Source organism: Pseudomonas capeferrum (genome assembly GCF_013523055.1).
Lineage (GTDB): Bacteria > Pseudomonadota > Gammaproteobacteria > Pseudomonadales > Pseudomonadaceae > Aquipseudomonas > Aquipseudomonas capeferrum_A.
Genome location: NZ_JAAMQM010000009.1, coordinates 139,598 through 154,302 on the forward strand (window position 1 = coordinate 139,598; position 14,705 = coordinate 154,302).

Sequence of the window (14,705 nt, forward strand, 5' to 3'; positions counted from 1 at the left end):
TTGACTCGCCTCAAGCCCCACCCTGCTTCAGGCTTTGTTCGGCAACTGCTCGTCGAACGCCTGCCAGCCGCCGCCCAACGCCTTGTAGAGACCGACCAGTGCTTGGGATACCGCCGCCGAACTGTCGATCCACTGTTCTTCGCTGGCCAGCAAGGCCCCCTGCACCGTCAGCACATTGAGGAAATCGACCGCGCCTTCGACGTACTGCTGCTGAGCGGTCTGCAAGGCAATGCGGTTCTGTCGCACGGCCTCGGCGAGCCGGTCGCGACGCAATTGACTTGCGTTGTACAGGCGTAGCACATTGTCGATCTCGTGCCAGGCACCGAGCACCACCTTGCGATAGTTGAGCGCCGCTTCCTGCTGCTGCGCTTCCCGCAATTGCAACATGCCCTTGAGCCGGCCCCCTTCGAAGATCGGCAACGACAATTGCGGACCGAAGGCGAAGCGGCGCGAGTCCCAGCCACCGAAGTCGGACAGTTGCATGGCCTGGAAGCCCATGCTGCCCGATAGCCGAATGCTGGGGTAAAAATCCGCCTTGGCCACGCCGATGCTGGCGGTTGCCGCATGCAACCGCGCCTCGGCCTGGCGGATATCCGGCCGGCGCTCCGCCAGCTCGGACGGCAGGCCGATGGCGAATGTCTGTTGTGGCGCGGGCAGTTCTGCGCCTTCCAGCAACTGCGTCTGCAGGCTGCGCGGCGGCTCGGCCGCAAGCAGGCTCAGGGCATTGATCAGGTCATCGCGCTTGGCCTCGAGGCTCGGCAGGCGGGCTTCGATCGAAGCGACCTGGGCACTGGCCTGGGCCACGTCGAGTCTGGTTGCGACACCTTCGGCCTGACGGTTTTCGGACAGCTTCAGGCTGTGCCGCGCCACCTCGAGGTTGTCTTGGGTGATATCGAGGGTGTGCTGCACCGCGCGCAACTGGATGTAGTTGCCGGCGGTTTCCGACAGCAGTGCCAGCAGCACGCCGCGACGGTCGTTTTCGGCCACTTCCACGCTGGCATCGGCAGCTTCCACCTGGCGGCGCACCCGTCCCCAGAGGTCAAGCTCCCAGCCGGCGACCAGGTCGCCCTGCCAGAGGTTGAATGCCGATTTGCCCTCGTTACCAGACGGATCGCTCAGGCCTTCGGCGCTGTTGCGGGCGCGGCTGTAGCCGGCATTCGCATCCACCGACGGCGTTTCGTCGGCAGCTACCGTCCCGCGCAGGGCACGGCTTTGCAGCAGGCGCGCGCTGGCCATCTGCAGGTCGAGGTTGCGCTCGGCGACACGCTGGATCAACGCGCTCAGCCGAGCATCGTGGAAGGAGTCCCACCAACGCAGCTCCAGCGGTTCGGCCCGCGGCTGACTGGCGGCGGCCTCGCTCTGCAACGGCGCCCATTGCTGCGGCGCCTGGCTGTCGGGGCGCTGGAAGTCTGGCCCGAGGGTGCAGCCGGTCATCAGTACGGCCAGTAGCAACGGGCTCAAGCGTAATGCAGCTTTCATCGGGCACTCACCTCCTTGCCGGCAAGCTTGTCGCCGTGAGTGTCGATGGTCGCTTCTACCGACATGCCCACGCGCAGTCGCGCGAGCAATGCCTGGCCATCATCGAAGACGATCTTCACGGGAATGCGCTGCACCACCTTGGTGAAGTTGCCCGTGGCATTGTCCGGCTTGACCGCGGCGAAGGTCACGCCGGTGGCCGGCGCGATGCTCTCGACGTGGCCATGCAGAGTCTCACCGGCGAAGGTATCGACGCTGATGCTGACCGGCTGGCCTGGCTGCACATGGGTCAGTTGGGTTTCCTGGAAGTTGCCGACCACATAGGCGTGCTGCAGCGGCACCACCGACAGCAGGCGTGCGCCCGGATTGACGAAGGCACCCACGCGCAGCGCGCGCTCGCCGACCATGCCGTCGACCGGCGCGGTGATGCGAGTGTAGGACAGGTCCAACTGGGCCTTTTCCAGGCCCGCTTCGACACGTTTGAGCTGGCCGTCGGCACTGGCGACCTGGGCGTTGAGGATGTCTACCTGCTTGCGCGTCGCCACCAGCGACGCCTGGGCATTGGCCAGTCGCGCATTGGCCTGGTCGACTCGGCTGCGCGCCTGCTGGGCGTTCTGCACGGTGCCGGCGCCCTGATCGGCCAGGCGGCTGTAGCGGTTGACCTCGTGGACGGCGAAGGACGCTTCGGCCTTGGCCGCCTTTACCGCCGCCTCGGCCTGGGCGATCAGCGAGCCCTGGCGATCCAGAGTGGCGCGGGCATCGGCGCTTTGCGCCTTGGCCACCAGCAACTGGGCCTGGGCCGCATCCAAGGCGGCCTGGTAATCGCGGTCATCGATGGTCGCCAACAGCTGGCCGGCCTGGACTTGCTGGTTGTCCTCCACCAGCACGTCCTTGATGAAACCAGCGACCTTGGGCGCGACCACGGTGTAGTCAGCGATCACATAGGCATCGTTGGTGCTCTGTCGGTGATCGCTGCCGAACAGCCAGGGGCCGACGATGCCGGCCAGCACGGCCACGGCGAGCACCGAGCCGATCACGATTGTCTTGCGGTTGTTGGTCATTTTTCAGCAGTCTCGAATTCAGCCAGGACTCAGGCCACCGCGCGCGGTGGGTAGACCCGGGTAGGCACGAAAGGAATGAGGCAGATCAGCGCCACGGCGACGCAGGCCATGACCAGGTACAGGTCGGCCGACGTCAGCACCAGCGCCTGGTCGTGGATACGCTTGGCCAGGCCCGCAGCGTTGTCGTCGATCAGCGGGGCATTGCCCAGGTTGTCCACCAGATGGTTGGAATGGAAGTGCCGGCGCAGCGTGCCAAGGGCGTCCAGCAGGCCACCGGCAATCACCGCGGACAGGCCCTTGACGGTATTGAACCAGGACGAGGCGAAGGGGCCTTCCTGCGGCGTCATGCCGTTGGTGGAGAGCATCAGCAGCGGCAGTACCGCCATCGGCTGGCCAAATACTTGCAGCAGGTAGAATGGGTAGAAGTCGCCACGGATCCATTCGGAGGTCAGCAGGCTGCTGCCGACACACGACGTCGCAAGCATGGCCAGCCCCAAGGCCAGCACCCAGCGGCAGTCCACCGCCCGGATATTGCACAGCGCCGCCGTCAGCGGCAGGGCGATCAGCTGCGGCATGGCCACCAGCATCATCAGCGGGCTGGTCTGCGCCGGTCGATAGCCCTGGATCTGCGCCAGGTACGCGGAGGGAATACTGCTTACCCCAGACAGCACGATCAGCACGCCAGCCAGGGTCACCAAGGCAAAGCTCAGGTTGCGCCGCGACAGCATGCGCAACTGGAAGAACGGCAGCGGCTCGGACCATTCGTTGTACATGAACAGCACCAGCAACAGCAGTCCACCGCCCAGCAGCCAGCAGATCAGTGGCGAGTCGAACCAGCCCCAGCGATCACCCAGCGAAAGACCCAGGACAATGCAGCTGATGGCCGGCAGGCCCAGCAACACGCCACGCCAGTCGAACTGTTTGAAGCGCTCCAGGCGCAGCGGGTCCTGCGGCAGCCCCCAGCCAACGCAGAACAGGGCCAGAGCCGAGGGCAGAATGATCTGCCAGAACGCCCATTGCCAGCCGACGTATTCGGTCCACAGTCCAGCCAATGGCGTGCCGAGGTTGGGGCCGAAGGTAGCGGTCAGGGTATAGCAGGCCAGGCCGTAGACCTTGATGCCCGGCGGCAGGAAACGCAGCGCCACGCTCATCAGCATCGGCGGCAAGGCGCCCGAGGCGAAGCCTTGGAGGATGCGCAGCAGCATCAGGCTGTGCAGGTTGGGGGCGAAAGGTTGCAGCAGGCCAAGCACGGCGAACAGGCCGACCGCGCTCATGGTGAAGCGGCGCAGGGAGAACGTGGTGGCCAGCCAGGGCGCGAACGCCATGGCCGAAACCGAAGCGGCGCTGTACACCGCCAGCAGCCAGGCGCCCTCGTCGGCGCCGATGCCCATGCCGCCACGGATATCGGCCAGGGAGATCTTGGTCACCGACTCGTTGAGGCCGGCGCACAGCACCGCCAGCAATACACCGAACAGCCCGACCACTATTCGCAGGCCGAACGCCGCCTGCGCAGGCGCGGCCGGCGCGGGCGCGGCGGCAATCACGACAGCAGGGACGGGCAGGGAACTCATGAACAAAAATCTCCAGCAATAAATTGCGACCTGGACAAGTCTATGGAGATTGAATACTTACGAAAACTGACTTCTCGATAGCTTTAAGTTGCGCCTGACGCAATCGTAATATTGCCGCTGCCTTCTTCGCAGGTAAATCGCCTCGGCGAACCGCCGCTCTCACCGAGCTCTACCACCTCAGCCTCACCGGAGTATTTGGACTGCCTCCTAATGTTGAACATCCGGTGGCACAACTCAGGCCCATGTAAGATTCTATGGTGCATGGGAAGCCCTCTCCAGATTCCATGCGCACTTTGAAGCCTGGGTATGACACCTATTCTCCTGGCGTGCATGGCTCCAGGTAGGCGCTGGCTTGCCGCGATCAAGCCCAAGGGGCTCGCCTGGTAACGCTAAGGCTCTTTTGACCCTGATGGTTTGTGGGTACACGGATTGCCTGCATTTAGTGCATCCTCGACTACCGTGCTGGTTGAGCATTCTTCATTACCAGGCGAGTCCTTCGGGCTCGATCGCGGGCCAAGCCAGCTCCTTGGAGCTTGAGTTGTGCCAGCGGATATTCACTATTCGGGGTGCAGGCCAGGGCCTGAGAGATGCCACCGGATATTCAACATTTTGGGGCAGCTCAACTCTTGTGGGAGCGGCGGCTCGCCGATGCGATTTATCCGCGAAAAAGGACGACGCGGTATCAAGGGTCAACACTGCAACAGGCCTTCAGGGTCTGCCGCAACCAGCGATGCGCCGGGTCGTTATGAAAGCGTGGATGCCACGCCTGCAACACATTGACCCGCTCCAGCGGCACCGGAATCTCGAACGAACGCAGCGGCAACCCCAGCTTGTGCACGCTGTTGAGGATGTTCGCCGGCATCGGCAGGATCAGGTCCGAATCCGGCAACGAGAACAGCGCCGAGTGAAAACTCGGGGTAATCAACGCGACCCGCCGCCGCACTTTGAAATGCGCCAGCTCGACATCGATCGGCCCATTGGCCCGACCACGCCGGGACACACTGATCTGTGGATAACCGGCAAAACTCTGCGCTGTGATCGGCTGGTCGAAGATCGGATGATCGCGCCGCGCCAGCCCTACGTAGAAGGTCTGGAACAGGCTCTGGACCTTGATCTCCGGCCCCAGGTCGGCGGTCGAGCTGATGATCAGGTCGGTACGCCCGTCGCGCAGCACGCTGTCGTCATCGCCGCCGGGGCTCTCGGGCACGAAACGCAGCACCGTTCGCGGTGCCTGCTCGTGCATGCGGCGCAGCAGCTGAGCGCCGTACAGGGCGATGAACAGGTCGTTGGTGCGAATGTTGAAGGCCCGTTCGAGCTTGGCCAGGTCGACTTCGTCGGCGCTACGGAACACCTCGCCGGCCTGTTCCACCAGCGTCGCCACTTGCTCGCGCAGGGCCAGCGCTCGCGGCGTCGGCACCAGGCCACGGCCCGCGCGCACCAGGATCGGGTCGCCCAAGGCATCGCGGATGCGCCCCAGGGTACGGCTCATGGCCGCCGGGCTCAGGTTCATGCGCTGCGCGGCGCCGACCACGCTGCCTTCGTCGAGCAAGGCGTCGAGGGCGACGAGCAGGTTCATGTCTGGGAGTTGCATGGCCAATTTCCATGGCGGGTGTGGGAATGGCAATGGTAACAGGTCGGACGATTGCGCCAGACGCAATGCGTTCGTGCGTGGCGGGGCATTTATTCCTGGCCAGGTTCGGCCAAGAATGATGCTTTGGCAGTGTCGGCCTCTTCGCGGGACAAGCCCGCTCCCACAGGCCCCCAAGGTATTCGAGTACGGAGCAGTACCTGGACTGCCTCCAAGAAGTTGGACAGCAGTCCACCCTTAGAACGATCCAACCCGTGGGAGCGGGCTTGTCCCGTGAAGGGGCCAGCTGCCGACACATCAGCCAGCCTCAATCAAGGATCCCGCATGCCCAGCCCAATCCTGATCGCCATCGACGCCTCCCCCGCCGCCTCCGCCCTGCTCGCCCTTGCCCGCCGCTACTGCCGCCCCGGTGAACATGAGCTGCACGTGCTGCTGGCCATCGATTCGACCTTCGCCGTACACGACAAGCCCGCGCCTTATACCGCCGAAGAGCTCGAGCAATACCCCGCCGCCTGCGAGGAACAGCGCGTGGCCGACCAGGCCGTGGCCGAGGCCGTGCAGTGGCTGCGAGAGGCCGGCTTCGCCAGCCAGGGCTGCATGGTGGCCGGGCAGCCGGTGGAGGCCATTGTCGACAAGGCTCAGGCGCTGGGCTGCGAGCTGATCATCATGGGGCACCGGCATATGTCGCGACTGGGGCGGTTGCTGGACCCGTCCATCAGCGCGAAGGTGATCGATCGAGTGAAGGTGCCCGTATTAGTGGGGGCGACTTGAGCCAAGAACCAGGACGATTCAAGGGTCAGCCAGAAGCCTCGGACGTATTTGCTCGGCCAACCGAGCAATATCCTCATCGACGTCCAGCAAACGATCTATTTAAAGATCTTTTCTTACAGGGTTGCTGCCGCTTTGACACACCAATTCGAGTCGTAAAGCAGGCCGGCCACGAGGACAGGTCTTGTACGACGCGCTCGTCATGCGGCGGTAGACGCATTCAACCCTTTATCGGCTTTACCACTACCGTACAAGTCGTCCCCGCCGCCAGCAGAACCCCCTCCGGCACTTCATCGATGTGGATTCGCACCGGCACCCGCTGCGCCAGCCGCACCCAGTTGAAGGTCGGGTTCACATCGGCAATCAGCTCGCGGCTCTGCGGGTTGTCGCGGTCGTAGATGCCGCGGGCGATGCTCTCCACGTGCCCCTTGAGTCGCTCGCCGCTCATCATCTGCAACTCGGCCGGGTCGCCGATCTTCACATGGGGCAACTTGGTCTCTTCGAAGAAGCCATAGACCCAGAACGACTGCTCGTCGACCACGGCCATCTTCGCCTCGCCGGTGCGGGCGTAGTCGCCCTTGTGCACATTGAGGTTGGTGACGTAGCCGTCGACAGTGGCGAGGATGCGGGTGCGCTTGAGGTCGAGCTCGGCCGCCGCCAGGGCGGCCTGGGCCTGCTGGTAGTCGGCCAGGGCGGCGCTGGCGATGTTGCTGGCGTCGTCGCGGTTTTCGCGGGAGATGACCAGGTTGTCCAGGTCGGCGCGGCGCTTGGCGTTGACCTTGCGCATCTCCCAGGTAGCCTTGCGCGAGGCCACCAGTGCCTGGGCCTGGCGCACCGCCACCTGGTAATGCTCGGGGTCTATCCGGATCAGCAGATCGCCCTTCTTCACTCGCTGGTTGTCGTGCACCGGCACGTCCACCACATAGCCTGGCACATCGGCGGCGACGTTGATGATGTCGGCGCGCACACGGCCATCGCGAGTCCATGGCGTGGTCATGTAGTGCAACCACAACTGGCGACCGATCACCACGGCAGCGGCCAGTACCAGCAGGGTGGCGATCAGGCTGAAGAACTTTTTCATCGAAGGTTTCTCACCAGTAGAGCGACAGCGCCAGGGCGCCGAACAGGCAGACGAACAGGCTCAGGCGCAGCAGCGCCGGATGCCAGAAGAAGCGATAGCCATCATGGCTGGCGATGAAGCGATCCAGGCCCCAGGCCAGGCCCAGGGCGAACACGAACATCAGGGTCATGGTGGGCATGTACACGCCATGGAAGGCGATCTCACGGGGCATGGTGCGATCCTTTCGCCGGTGCCAGTGGCGACTGTGGGTCGAGCAGGGAGGAACGGATGAAGTGCAGGTAACTTTGCGCGCGGCGCAGCACCGAGGTGTCGAAGTGCCGGGCAAAGGGTTCGTCGGTGGCCTGCACACGGCTGATGGCGTGATCCACCGCGACCAGCGCGCGTTCGTGGTTGCTGGCATTGGGTTGCAGGAACAGCCGCGCCAGAGCTCGGCCCATGACACGAATGGCCTGGCGCCACGGCTGCGATTCGGCATAGGCCGGGTGGATCGGCGCGCGGGCCTGCTCCTTGCGCAGCTCGATGATGGCATGGCCGATCTCCAGCACAGTGAACATCCAGGCCATCAGCGCGCTCTGTACCTGCGGCTTGCCTGCGGCCAGGCCATAGGCCTGGTGCAGCAGGTCGCGGGTGCTGCTCTCGAACGCCGAGCCCAGCCCGCGCAGGCGCCCGCTGATGGCGAACAGCACCTGCTCGCGCAGGTCCTGTTCCAGGCGGCTCCACAGCCAGCGGCTGTTGGGCGGCAGAATGATCGCACCAGCCGCGGCGCAGACGAACATGCCGATAACCATGCCGATGTAATCGTTGATAAAGGTGTAAGGGTCGTAGACGGTCAGGTTGTTCGGCACCGAACCGATGGCGAAGAACACCAGCAGCCCGATGCCGTAGCCCGCGTAGGCAGGCCGCGAAGACAGAAAGGCACCCAACACGAACACCGGGGCCAGGACCATGCACAGCAACGGGAAGCCGTCGATCCAGGGGAACACGAAGAAGGTCTCGAAGAAGCCGACAAAGGCGCCGATCGCGGTGCCGCAAGCCATCTGGAACGACATGCGCTTGGGGTTCGGCGAGGCCGCCGACAGGCCCACGGTCACGGTGGCGATCAGGGTCATCATGGCGCCGCTGGGCCAATCGCTGAGCAGCCAGTAGCTGCCCAGCAGCAAGAGTACCGCCGAGGCGCGTACACCGGCGGCCAGCGAGACCAGCCAACTGGTCTGCGCCACGTAGGGTTCGTCCCACTGTTCACGCTCATGCTTGTGCGCCGCCAGCGAGGCATGGGTTTCGGCGTAGCTGTACATCTCGTCGACGAAGCGGTAGAGCAGTTCGAAGGCGGTGTGGAAATCGAGCAGGTCCGACTCGCGGGGATCGGTCTGCAGGTATTCGGCGCGCAGGCCGCGCACTTGAGCTTGCAGGCCCTCCTTGTAGGCAGCCAGTTCCAGGGTCAGGCGCAGCGCATCTGCGTCGGTCAGGGCCCGGTCCACATAGGGACGAAGGAGTTCGACCAGCGTCTCCAGGCCCGGCTCGATGGCGCCGACGATCTGCAGCGGGCCACGGGCACGCAGCCGTTCGAGCAAACGAAGCAAGGCGTTGAAGCGTGTGGTGATCGCCATGAACTCACTGTTCATGCGCACCAGTCGACCGCTGCGTCGGCGCATGTGCGGGTCTTCGAAGGCGGTGACGTTGCGCAGGCTCTCGAGCCCCACCGCTTCGGCCACGAAGCGCAGGTTGCTGCTCTCGAAGCGGTCGCGCTGACTGTCGCCGCGCAAGGCCTCGACCACCACCCCGGCGAACACCCCAAAGCGCTGGTACAGGGCGTTGCGCATGGCGGCACTGGCCGATTGCGGCAGGATCGCGGCGCTGACGAAGGTCGAGACGAGAATGCCCAGGGCAATCTCCAGCACCCGCCACACCGCTGCCATGAATGCCTGATCGGGATGTTCCAGCACCGGCAGGCCGATCATCGCCGCGGTGTAGCCCGCCAGGACGAAGCCATAGGCGCGGAAGGTGCGGTAACGCATCGCCCCCGCCGAACAGAGCCCGACCCAGAGGGCAAGGCTGGGCAAGAACAGTTCGGTGTTCTGCGGAAACAGGGCGATCAGCGCGACCATCATCGTCGACCCGGCCAAAGTCCCGAGCACCCGATAGAAACTCTTGGCAAAGACCTGCCCGCTCTGCGGCTGCATGACGATGAACACCGTGATCATCGCGGTACGCGGCTGCGGCAGTTCCAGGCGCATGGCCAGCCAGAGCGTGATGAACGCTGCGGCCAGGACCTTGAAGATGTAGACCCAGGTCACGCCATCGGTACGCGCCCAGGCGAAGAAGCCGCGCCGCCATTCCAGGTTCGCCAGCCAGCGCAGCGGCAGACTCGATGCGCTCATCGCGACGGGCCTTGCGAATGGAGCAGGGCCAGGGCGGCGGGCGTCTCCGGCGCGGCCTCACGCCGTTGCGCGGGTACGTCCCGCCCCGCCTCGAGTCCCCCGCCCAGGGCAGTGGCCAAGTCGGCATGGGAGGTGAGGCGCGTGGCCTGAACCTGTTGCTGGATTTGCTGCTGGCGCAGCAGCAAGGTCTGGGCGTTGAGCACATCAAGGTAGTCGGTCAGGCCGCGCTGGAAGGCAACCAGGGCGATGTCATAGGTCTTGCGTGCCGCGGCCACCGATTCGGCGGCGAAATGCGCCTGCTCCTTCATGGAATCCCGACGGATCAACCGATCGGAAATCTCCTTGAGGGCGCCGATGACCGTCTGGTTGTAGCGCGCCACGGCAATGTCGTACCCCGCCGCCGCCACGCCCAGCTGTGAGCGCAAGCGACCGCCGTCGAAGATCGGCAGGCTGATGGCCGGCCCGACGTTGTAGTTGAACTTGCGCCCCGTGAGGAATTCCAGCGGGCCACCGCCGGTAGCCACGAAACCGAGACTGCCCACCAGATCGACATTGGGAAAGAAGCCCGCATGGGCGACATCGATGCCACGCGCCTGTGCCGCGACCCCCCAGCGGCTGGCGACCACGTCGGGACGCTGGCCGATCAGTTCGGCCGGCAAGGCAGAGGGCAGCCCCAGCGGCGCGCCGAGGGTCAAGGTCGGACGCAGGATCTTCGCTCCCTCCCCTGGCCCGCGTCCGGCCAGCGCGGCCAGTTGGTTGCGCGTGAGGGCAATTTCCTCGTCGAGTGCATCGAGCTGTCGATGCGTTTCCGGTAACGGTGCCTCGGCCTGGCTGACCTCGAGGTGCGTACCGATCCCTCCCGCGAGACGGCGCTCGGCCAGGGCGCGGATCTGCTCCTGCTGTTCGAGCTGTTCCTGGACGATGTCGCGCTGGGCAAAATGCAGTGACAGCTGGATATAGGCCTTGACCAGGTTGCCCTGCAATTCGAGCTGGGCCTGGCGCGCTTCGGCCACGCTCATGTGTGCCCGGTCGACGGCCTGCTCGCTGGTGTTGCGCTCGCGTCCCCAAAGGTCCAGGTCATAACTCAGCCCCAGGGTGGCATCGTTGTCCCAGGTATTGGCACCCGACAGCGCGCCGGGCCCGTAGAATTGATCTTCTGGCCAGTTGTGCCGCTTGAGGCTGGCCTGGCCGTTGCCCTGGAGGCGTTCCGCGGACTCGACCACGCCGGCCATGGCCTTGGCTTCGCGCACCCTGGCCGCGGCAATGGCCAGGTTCGGGCTACCCGCCAGGGCCAGGTCGACCCAATGGTCCAGCTGAGGGTCGCCGAAGGCGCGCCACCACTGCCGCTCAGGCCAGTGAGCGTCCCGAGCGGCGTCGCGGATGGCATCGTCGGTGATCAGGGTGTTGGCTTGCAGCGTTTTGCTCTGCGGGGCAATGCCCCAGGTTCCGATACAGCCGCTCAAGGTCAATCCAAGGGCACAGGCACTGAGCGCATTCAGCGCTCTGATGATGCGAAGCGGCACAGCTGCAAATTCCCGAGCAAGGTGAGACCACGAAGGAGGTGGCAATTCTAGGATGGGGTCGCACTGGCGATAAGCGTGAATTCCTGCGAATCTTTATTACCAAAACAGCGATAATCCGCCTTTGGTAGCACTAACGTCCTGCCTACTTCATGTCACACTTTGTCGTCTATCTTGAGAGCGACCCATGGACACCCTGCAAAACATGCGTGCTTTCAGTTGCGTGGCCCAGGTGGGCAGTTTCACTGCCGCCGCCGTGCAACTGGATACGACCACCGCGAACGTCTCGCGAGCGGTCTCCAATCTGGAAGCCCATCTGCAAACCCGCCTGCTCAACCGCACCACCCGCCGGATTGCCCTGACCGAAGCGGGCAAGCGTTACCTGATGCGTTGCGAGCAGATCCTCACCTACGTGGAGGAAGCGGAAGCCGAGGCCAGCGATGCGCACGCGCGCCCGGCAGGCCAGTTGAAAGTGCATTCGATGACCGGCGTCGGCCAGCACTTCGTCATCGATGCGATTGCCCGTTACCGCGAGACGCATCCGGATGTGACCTTCGACCTGACCATGGCCAACCGTGTACCTGACCTGCTCGACGAGGGCTACGACGTGTCCATCGTGCTGGCCAGCGAGCTGCCGGACTCGGGCTTCGTGTCGCAACGCCTGGGTATTACCTACAGCATCGTCTGCGCGTCGCCCGACTACGTCGCCAGGCACGGTATCGCACGGCGGCCGGCCGACCTGCTCAAGCATGCCTGCCTGCGCATGGTCAGCCCGGTGATTCCGTTGGAGAAGTGGATGTTCAACGGGCCTGAAGGCCAGGAGATGGTCAACATCACCCAAGCGCCGTTCCAGGTCAATTCCGCCGATGCCATGAAGACGGCCATCCGCAGCGGCATGGGTGTGGGTGTACTGCCGATCTACTCGGCCATCGACGGCCTGCGCGATGGCACCCTGGTGCGGGTCATGCCCGAGTACCGCTTGCAGGAACTCAATCTCTACGCGATCTACCCGTCGCGCCAGTATCTGGATGCCAAGATCAAGACCTGGGTCGAGTACCTGCGCAACTCCCTGCCGGAAATCCTCGCGGCCCACGAGGCGGACCTCAAGACCCATGAACTGCTGATCACCAACTGAAAACTTGCTGCGCGCGGGCGGCGGTCGATGATAGGTTCATGTGCATCGTTCCAGCGCCAGACAGCCGAGGGAGGGCCATCCCCGCCGACGCTGCCTGGCATCATGCCATTGCCTTGCAGAGAGTGCCGATGAAAAAGACTGTCCTGGCCTTCAGCCGAATCACTCCGTCCATGACGGAAACGCTGCAGCGAGATTTCAACGTGATCTTGCCCGATCCCAAGCGTGGCGACATCAGCGCCCAGTTCAACGAAGCGCTGCCCGAGGCCCACGGCCTGATCGGCGCAGGCCGCAAATTGGGACGGGCGCAGCTCGAAGGTGCTGCAAAGCTGGAAGTGGTCTCGAGCGTATCGGTCGGCTACGACAACTACGACCTAGATTACTTCAACGAGCGCGGCATCGCCCTGACCAATACGCCCGATGTGCTCACCGAAAGCACCGCGGACCTTGGGTTTTCCCTGATCATGGGCTGCGCGCGTCGTATCGCCGAGCTGGACGCCTGGACCAAGGCCGGTCACTGGCAGGCCACTGTCAGCCCGAGCCATTTCGGCAGCGATGTCTACGGCAAGACCCTGGGTATCGTCGGCCTGGGCAATATCGGCGCCGCCATTGCCCGTCGGGGCCGCTTCGGCTTCAACATGCCGATTCTCTACACCGGCAACAGCCGCAAGCCGGAGCTGGAACAGGAACTTGGCGCGCACTATCGCACGTTGGATCAGTTGCTCGGCGAAGCCGATTTCGTCTGTATCGTGGTACCTCTGAGCGATGCCACGCGCAAGCTGATCGGTGCGCGCGAACTGCAACTCATGAAGCCCAGCGCGTTCCTGATCAATATCGCCCGTGGCCCGGTGGTCGATGAGGCCGCGCTCATCGAGGCGCTGCAAAACGGCACCATCCGCGGCGCCGGCCTCGATGTCTACGAGAAAGAGCCGCTGGCGCAGTCGCCGCTGTTCCAGCTGCCCAATGCCCTGACACTGCCGCATATCGGTTCCGCCACCGCCGAAACCCGCGATGCCATGGCCCAGCGGGCGATGGACAACCTGCGCGCGGCACTCCTGGGCGAGCGGCCGCGCGACCTGGTGAATCCGCAGGTCTGGAAGTAGCCAAGAGAGCCGCGGTGGCTTTCGACAGAGTGCAGGCAAGCCATGCGGCTTGCCTGCCGTGAACCTACGCGCACCTACCTCAGGGCAACCGCTTCCTGCATGACCTTCGGCCTTACCTTGCGAAACACCAGCACGTTGCCCAGCATCACCAGGACCAGTCCCATCAGCGCCGGTCCGGTCCACTGGTAGCCCTCGACGTAGGCCGAGACATTCAGCGCCACCAGTGGAAAGAGTACCGTGCAGTAGGCCGCGCGTTCCGGCCCCATGCGGCCGACCAGCGTCAGGTAGGCCGTAAAACCGATCACCGATCCGGGGATCACCAGGTACATCAGCGAACCCAGATAGCGCGCGTTCCACTCCATGTTGAAGGGGATGCCGCTTGCCAGGCAGTACACGCCGAGCATCGCGGCGCCGTAGAGCATGCCCCAGGCATTGGTGGTCATGGGCCTGAGGCCGGCTTTCTGCTGCAGGCTGGACATCATGTTGCCAGCCGAGAAACACAAGGTGCCGAGCAATGCGAGACCCAGGCCGATCAGGGTTTCGCGGCTGGCTGCGTGACCGCCCAGTTCAGGCCAGAACAGCAGGCCCAGCCCCGCCAGTCCCAGGCCGCCGCCGGCCAGTACATTGGCAGCGATCCTCTGGCCGAAGAAGATCCGGGCGTTGAGGGCATTCCACAAGGTCGCCGTGGAAAAGACCACCGCAATCAAACCGCTGGCAATCCATTGACTGGCGGTCAGGAAGCACATGAAGTTGATGCAGAACAGGCATGCGCCTTGGGCGAGGCAGATCAGATGCCCGCGTCGGTCCATGGGTTGCAGCCGCCGCGTGAGCAGCAGTATCGCGAACAGGATCACGCCGGCCAGGGCGAAACGATAGACGATGGATACCGGGATGGCGACGACCCCGAGTTGCAGTTTCAGGGCGATCCAGGTGGTTCCCCAGATCAGCACGGTCAGCAAGTACAGCGATAGATTCATGGCGGGAGTCCTCAGGCATGGCAGCCAGTGTCGGGCCGTCGATCTCGAGG

Annotated in this window: 12 protein-coding genes; 3 read left to right on the plus strand and 9 right to left on the minus strand. The window is 64.3% G+C overall.

Features of this window, described 5'->3' with window-relative positions:
* Nucleotides 1-27: 27 nt before the first annotated feature.
* From G7009_RS12190 to G7009_RS12205, 4 genes are all read right to left on the minus strand, one after another.
* Complete coding sequence (locus tag G7009_RS12190; RefSeq protein ID WP_181130329.1) at nucleotides 28-1,479, minus strand: efflux transporter outer membrane subunit; 1,452 nt, start codon at nucleotides 1,477-1,479, stop codon at nucleotides 28-30.
* Nucleotides 1,476-2,537 carry an HlyD family secretion protein gene (locus tag G7009_RS12195; protein ID WP_181130330.1) on the minus strand — a complete coding sequence of 354 codons (1,062 nt, stop codon included), beginning with the start codon at nucleotides 2,535-2,537 and terminating at the stop codon, nucleotides 1,476-1,478. Before G7009_RS12195 ends, G7009_RS12190 begins: the two co-directional genes overlap by 4 nt.
* 29 nt (nucleotides 2,538-2,566) lie before the next feature.
* Nucleotides 2,567-4,108 (minus strand): MFS transporter, encoded by a 1,542-nt coding sequence (locus G7009_RS12200; RefSeq protein WP_181130331.1) that lies wholly within the window; start codon nucleotides 4,106-4,108, stop codon nucleotides 2,567-2,569.
* A gap of 682 nt (nucleotides 4,109-4,790) precedes the next feature.
* Nucleotides 4,791-5,699 (minus strand): LysR family transcriptional regulator, encoded by a 909-nt coding sequence (locus tag G7009_RS12205; protein WP_181130332.1) that lies wholly within the window; start codon nucleotides 5,697-5,699, stop codon nucleotides 4,791-4,793.
* A gap of 321 nt (nucleotides 5,700-6,020) precedes the next feature.
* On the opposite strand from G7009_RS12205, the gene G7009_RS12210 reads away from it, so the two are divergent.
* A complete protein-coding gene (locus G7009_RS12210) occupies nucleotides 6,021-6,467 on the plus strand; it encodes a universal stress protein (RefSeq protein ID WP_181130333.1) in 447 nt (148 codons plus the stop codon).
* 217 nt (nucleotides 6,468-6,684) lie between these two features.
* Here G7009_RS12210 and G7009_RS12215 read toward each other — a convergent pair whose 3' ends face one another.
* From G7009_RS12215 to G7009_RS12230, 4 genes are read right to left on the minus strand one after another with little or no spacing between them, the layout of a single operon-like run.
* Nucleotides 6,685-7,545 (minus strand): efflux RND transporter periplasmic adaptor subunit, encoded by an 861-nt coding sequence (locus tag G7009_RS12215; protein ID WP_181130334.1) that lies wholly within the window; start codon nucleotides 7,543-7,545, stop codon nucleotides 6,685-6,687.
* 10 nt (nucleotides 7,546-7,555) lie between these two features.
* Nucleotides 7,556-7,756, minus strand: coding sequence for a DUF1656 domain-containing protein (locus tag G7009_RS12220; RefSeq protein ID WP_181130335.1), 201 nt, complete (start codon nucleotides 7,754-7,756; stop codon nucleotides 7,556-7,558).
* Nucleotides 7,746-9,923, minus strand: coding sequence for an FUSC family protein (locus tag G7009_RS12225; protein WP_181130336.1), 2,178 nt, complete (start codon nucleotides 9,921-9,923; stop codon nucleotides 7,746-7,748). Before G7009_RS12225 ends, G7009_RS12220 begins: the two co-directional genes overlap by 11 nt.
* A complete protein-coding gene (locus G7009_RS12230) occupies nucleotides 9,920-11,446 on the minus strand; it encodes an efflux transporter outer membrane subunit (RefSeq protein ID WP_181130337.1) in 1,527 nt (508 codons plus the stop codon). Before G7009_RS12230 ends, G7009_RS12225 begins: the two co-directional genes overlap by 4 nt.
* A 184-nt stretch (nucleotides 11,447-11,630) precedes the next feature.
* Between G7009_RS12230 and G7009_RS12235 the strand changes: the two genes are divergently transcribed.
* Nucleotides 11,631-12,578 carry a LysR family transcriptional regulator gene (locus tag G7009_RS12235; RefSeq protein WP_181130338.1) on the plus strand — a complete coding sequence of 316 codons (948 nt, stop codon included), beginning with the start codon at nucleotides 11,631-11,633 and terminating at the stop codon, nucleotides 12,576-12,578.
* A gap of 128 nt (nucleotides 12,579-12,706) precedes the next feature.
* Nucleotides 12,707-13,678 (plus strand): 2-hydroxyacid dehydrogenase, encoded by a 972-nt coding sequence (locus tag G7009_RS12240; protein WP_181130339.1) that lies wholly within the window; start codon nucleotides 12,707-12,709, stop codon nucleotides 13,676-13,678.
* 74 nt (nucleotides 13,679-13,752) lie between these two features.
* Here G7009_RS12240 and G7009_RS12245 read toward each other — a convergent pair whose 3' ends face one another.
* Nucleotides 13,753-14,655, minus strand: a complete 903-nt coding sequence (locus tag G7009_RS12245) for a DMT family transporter (protein ID WP_181130340.1) — start codon at nucleotides 14,653-14,655, stop codon at nucleotides 13,753-13,755.
* Nucleotides 14,656-14,705 lie beyond the last annotated feature (50 nt).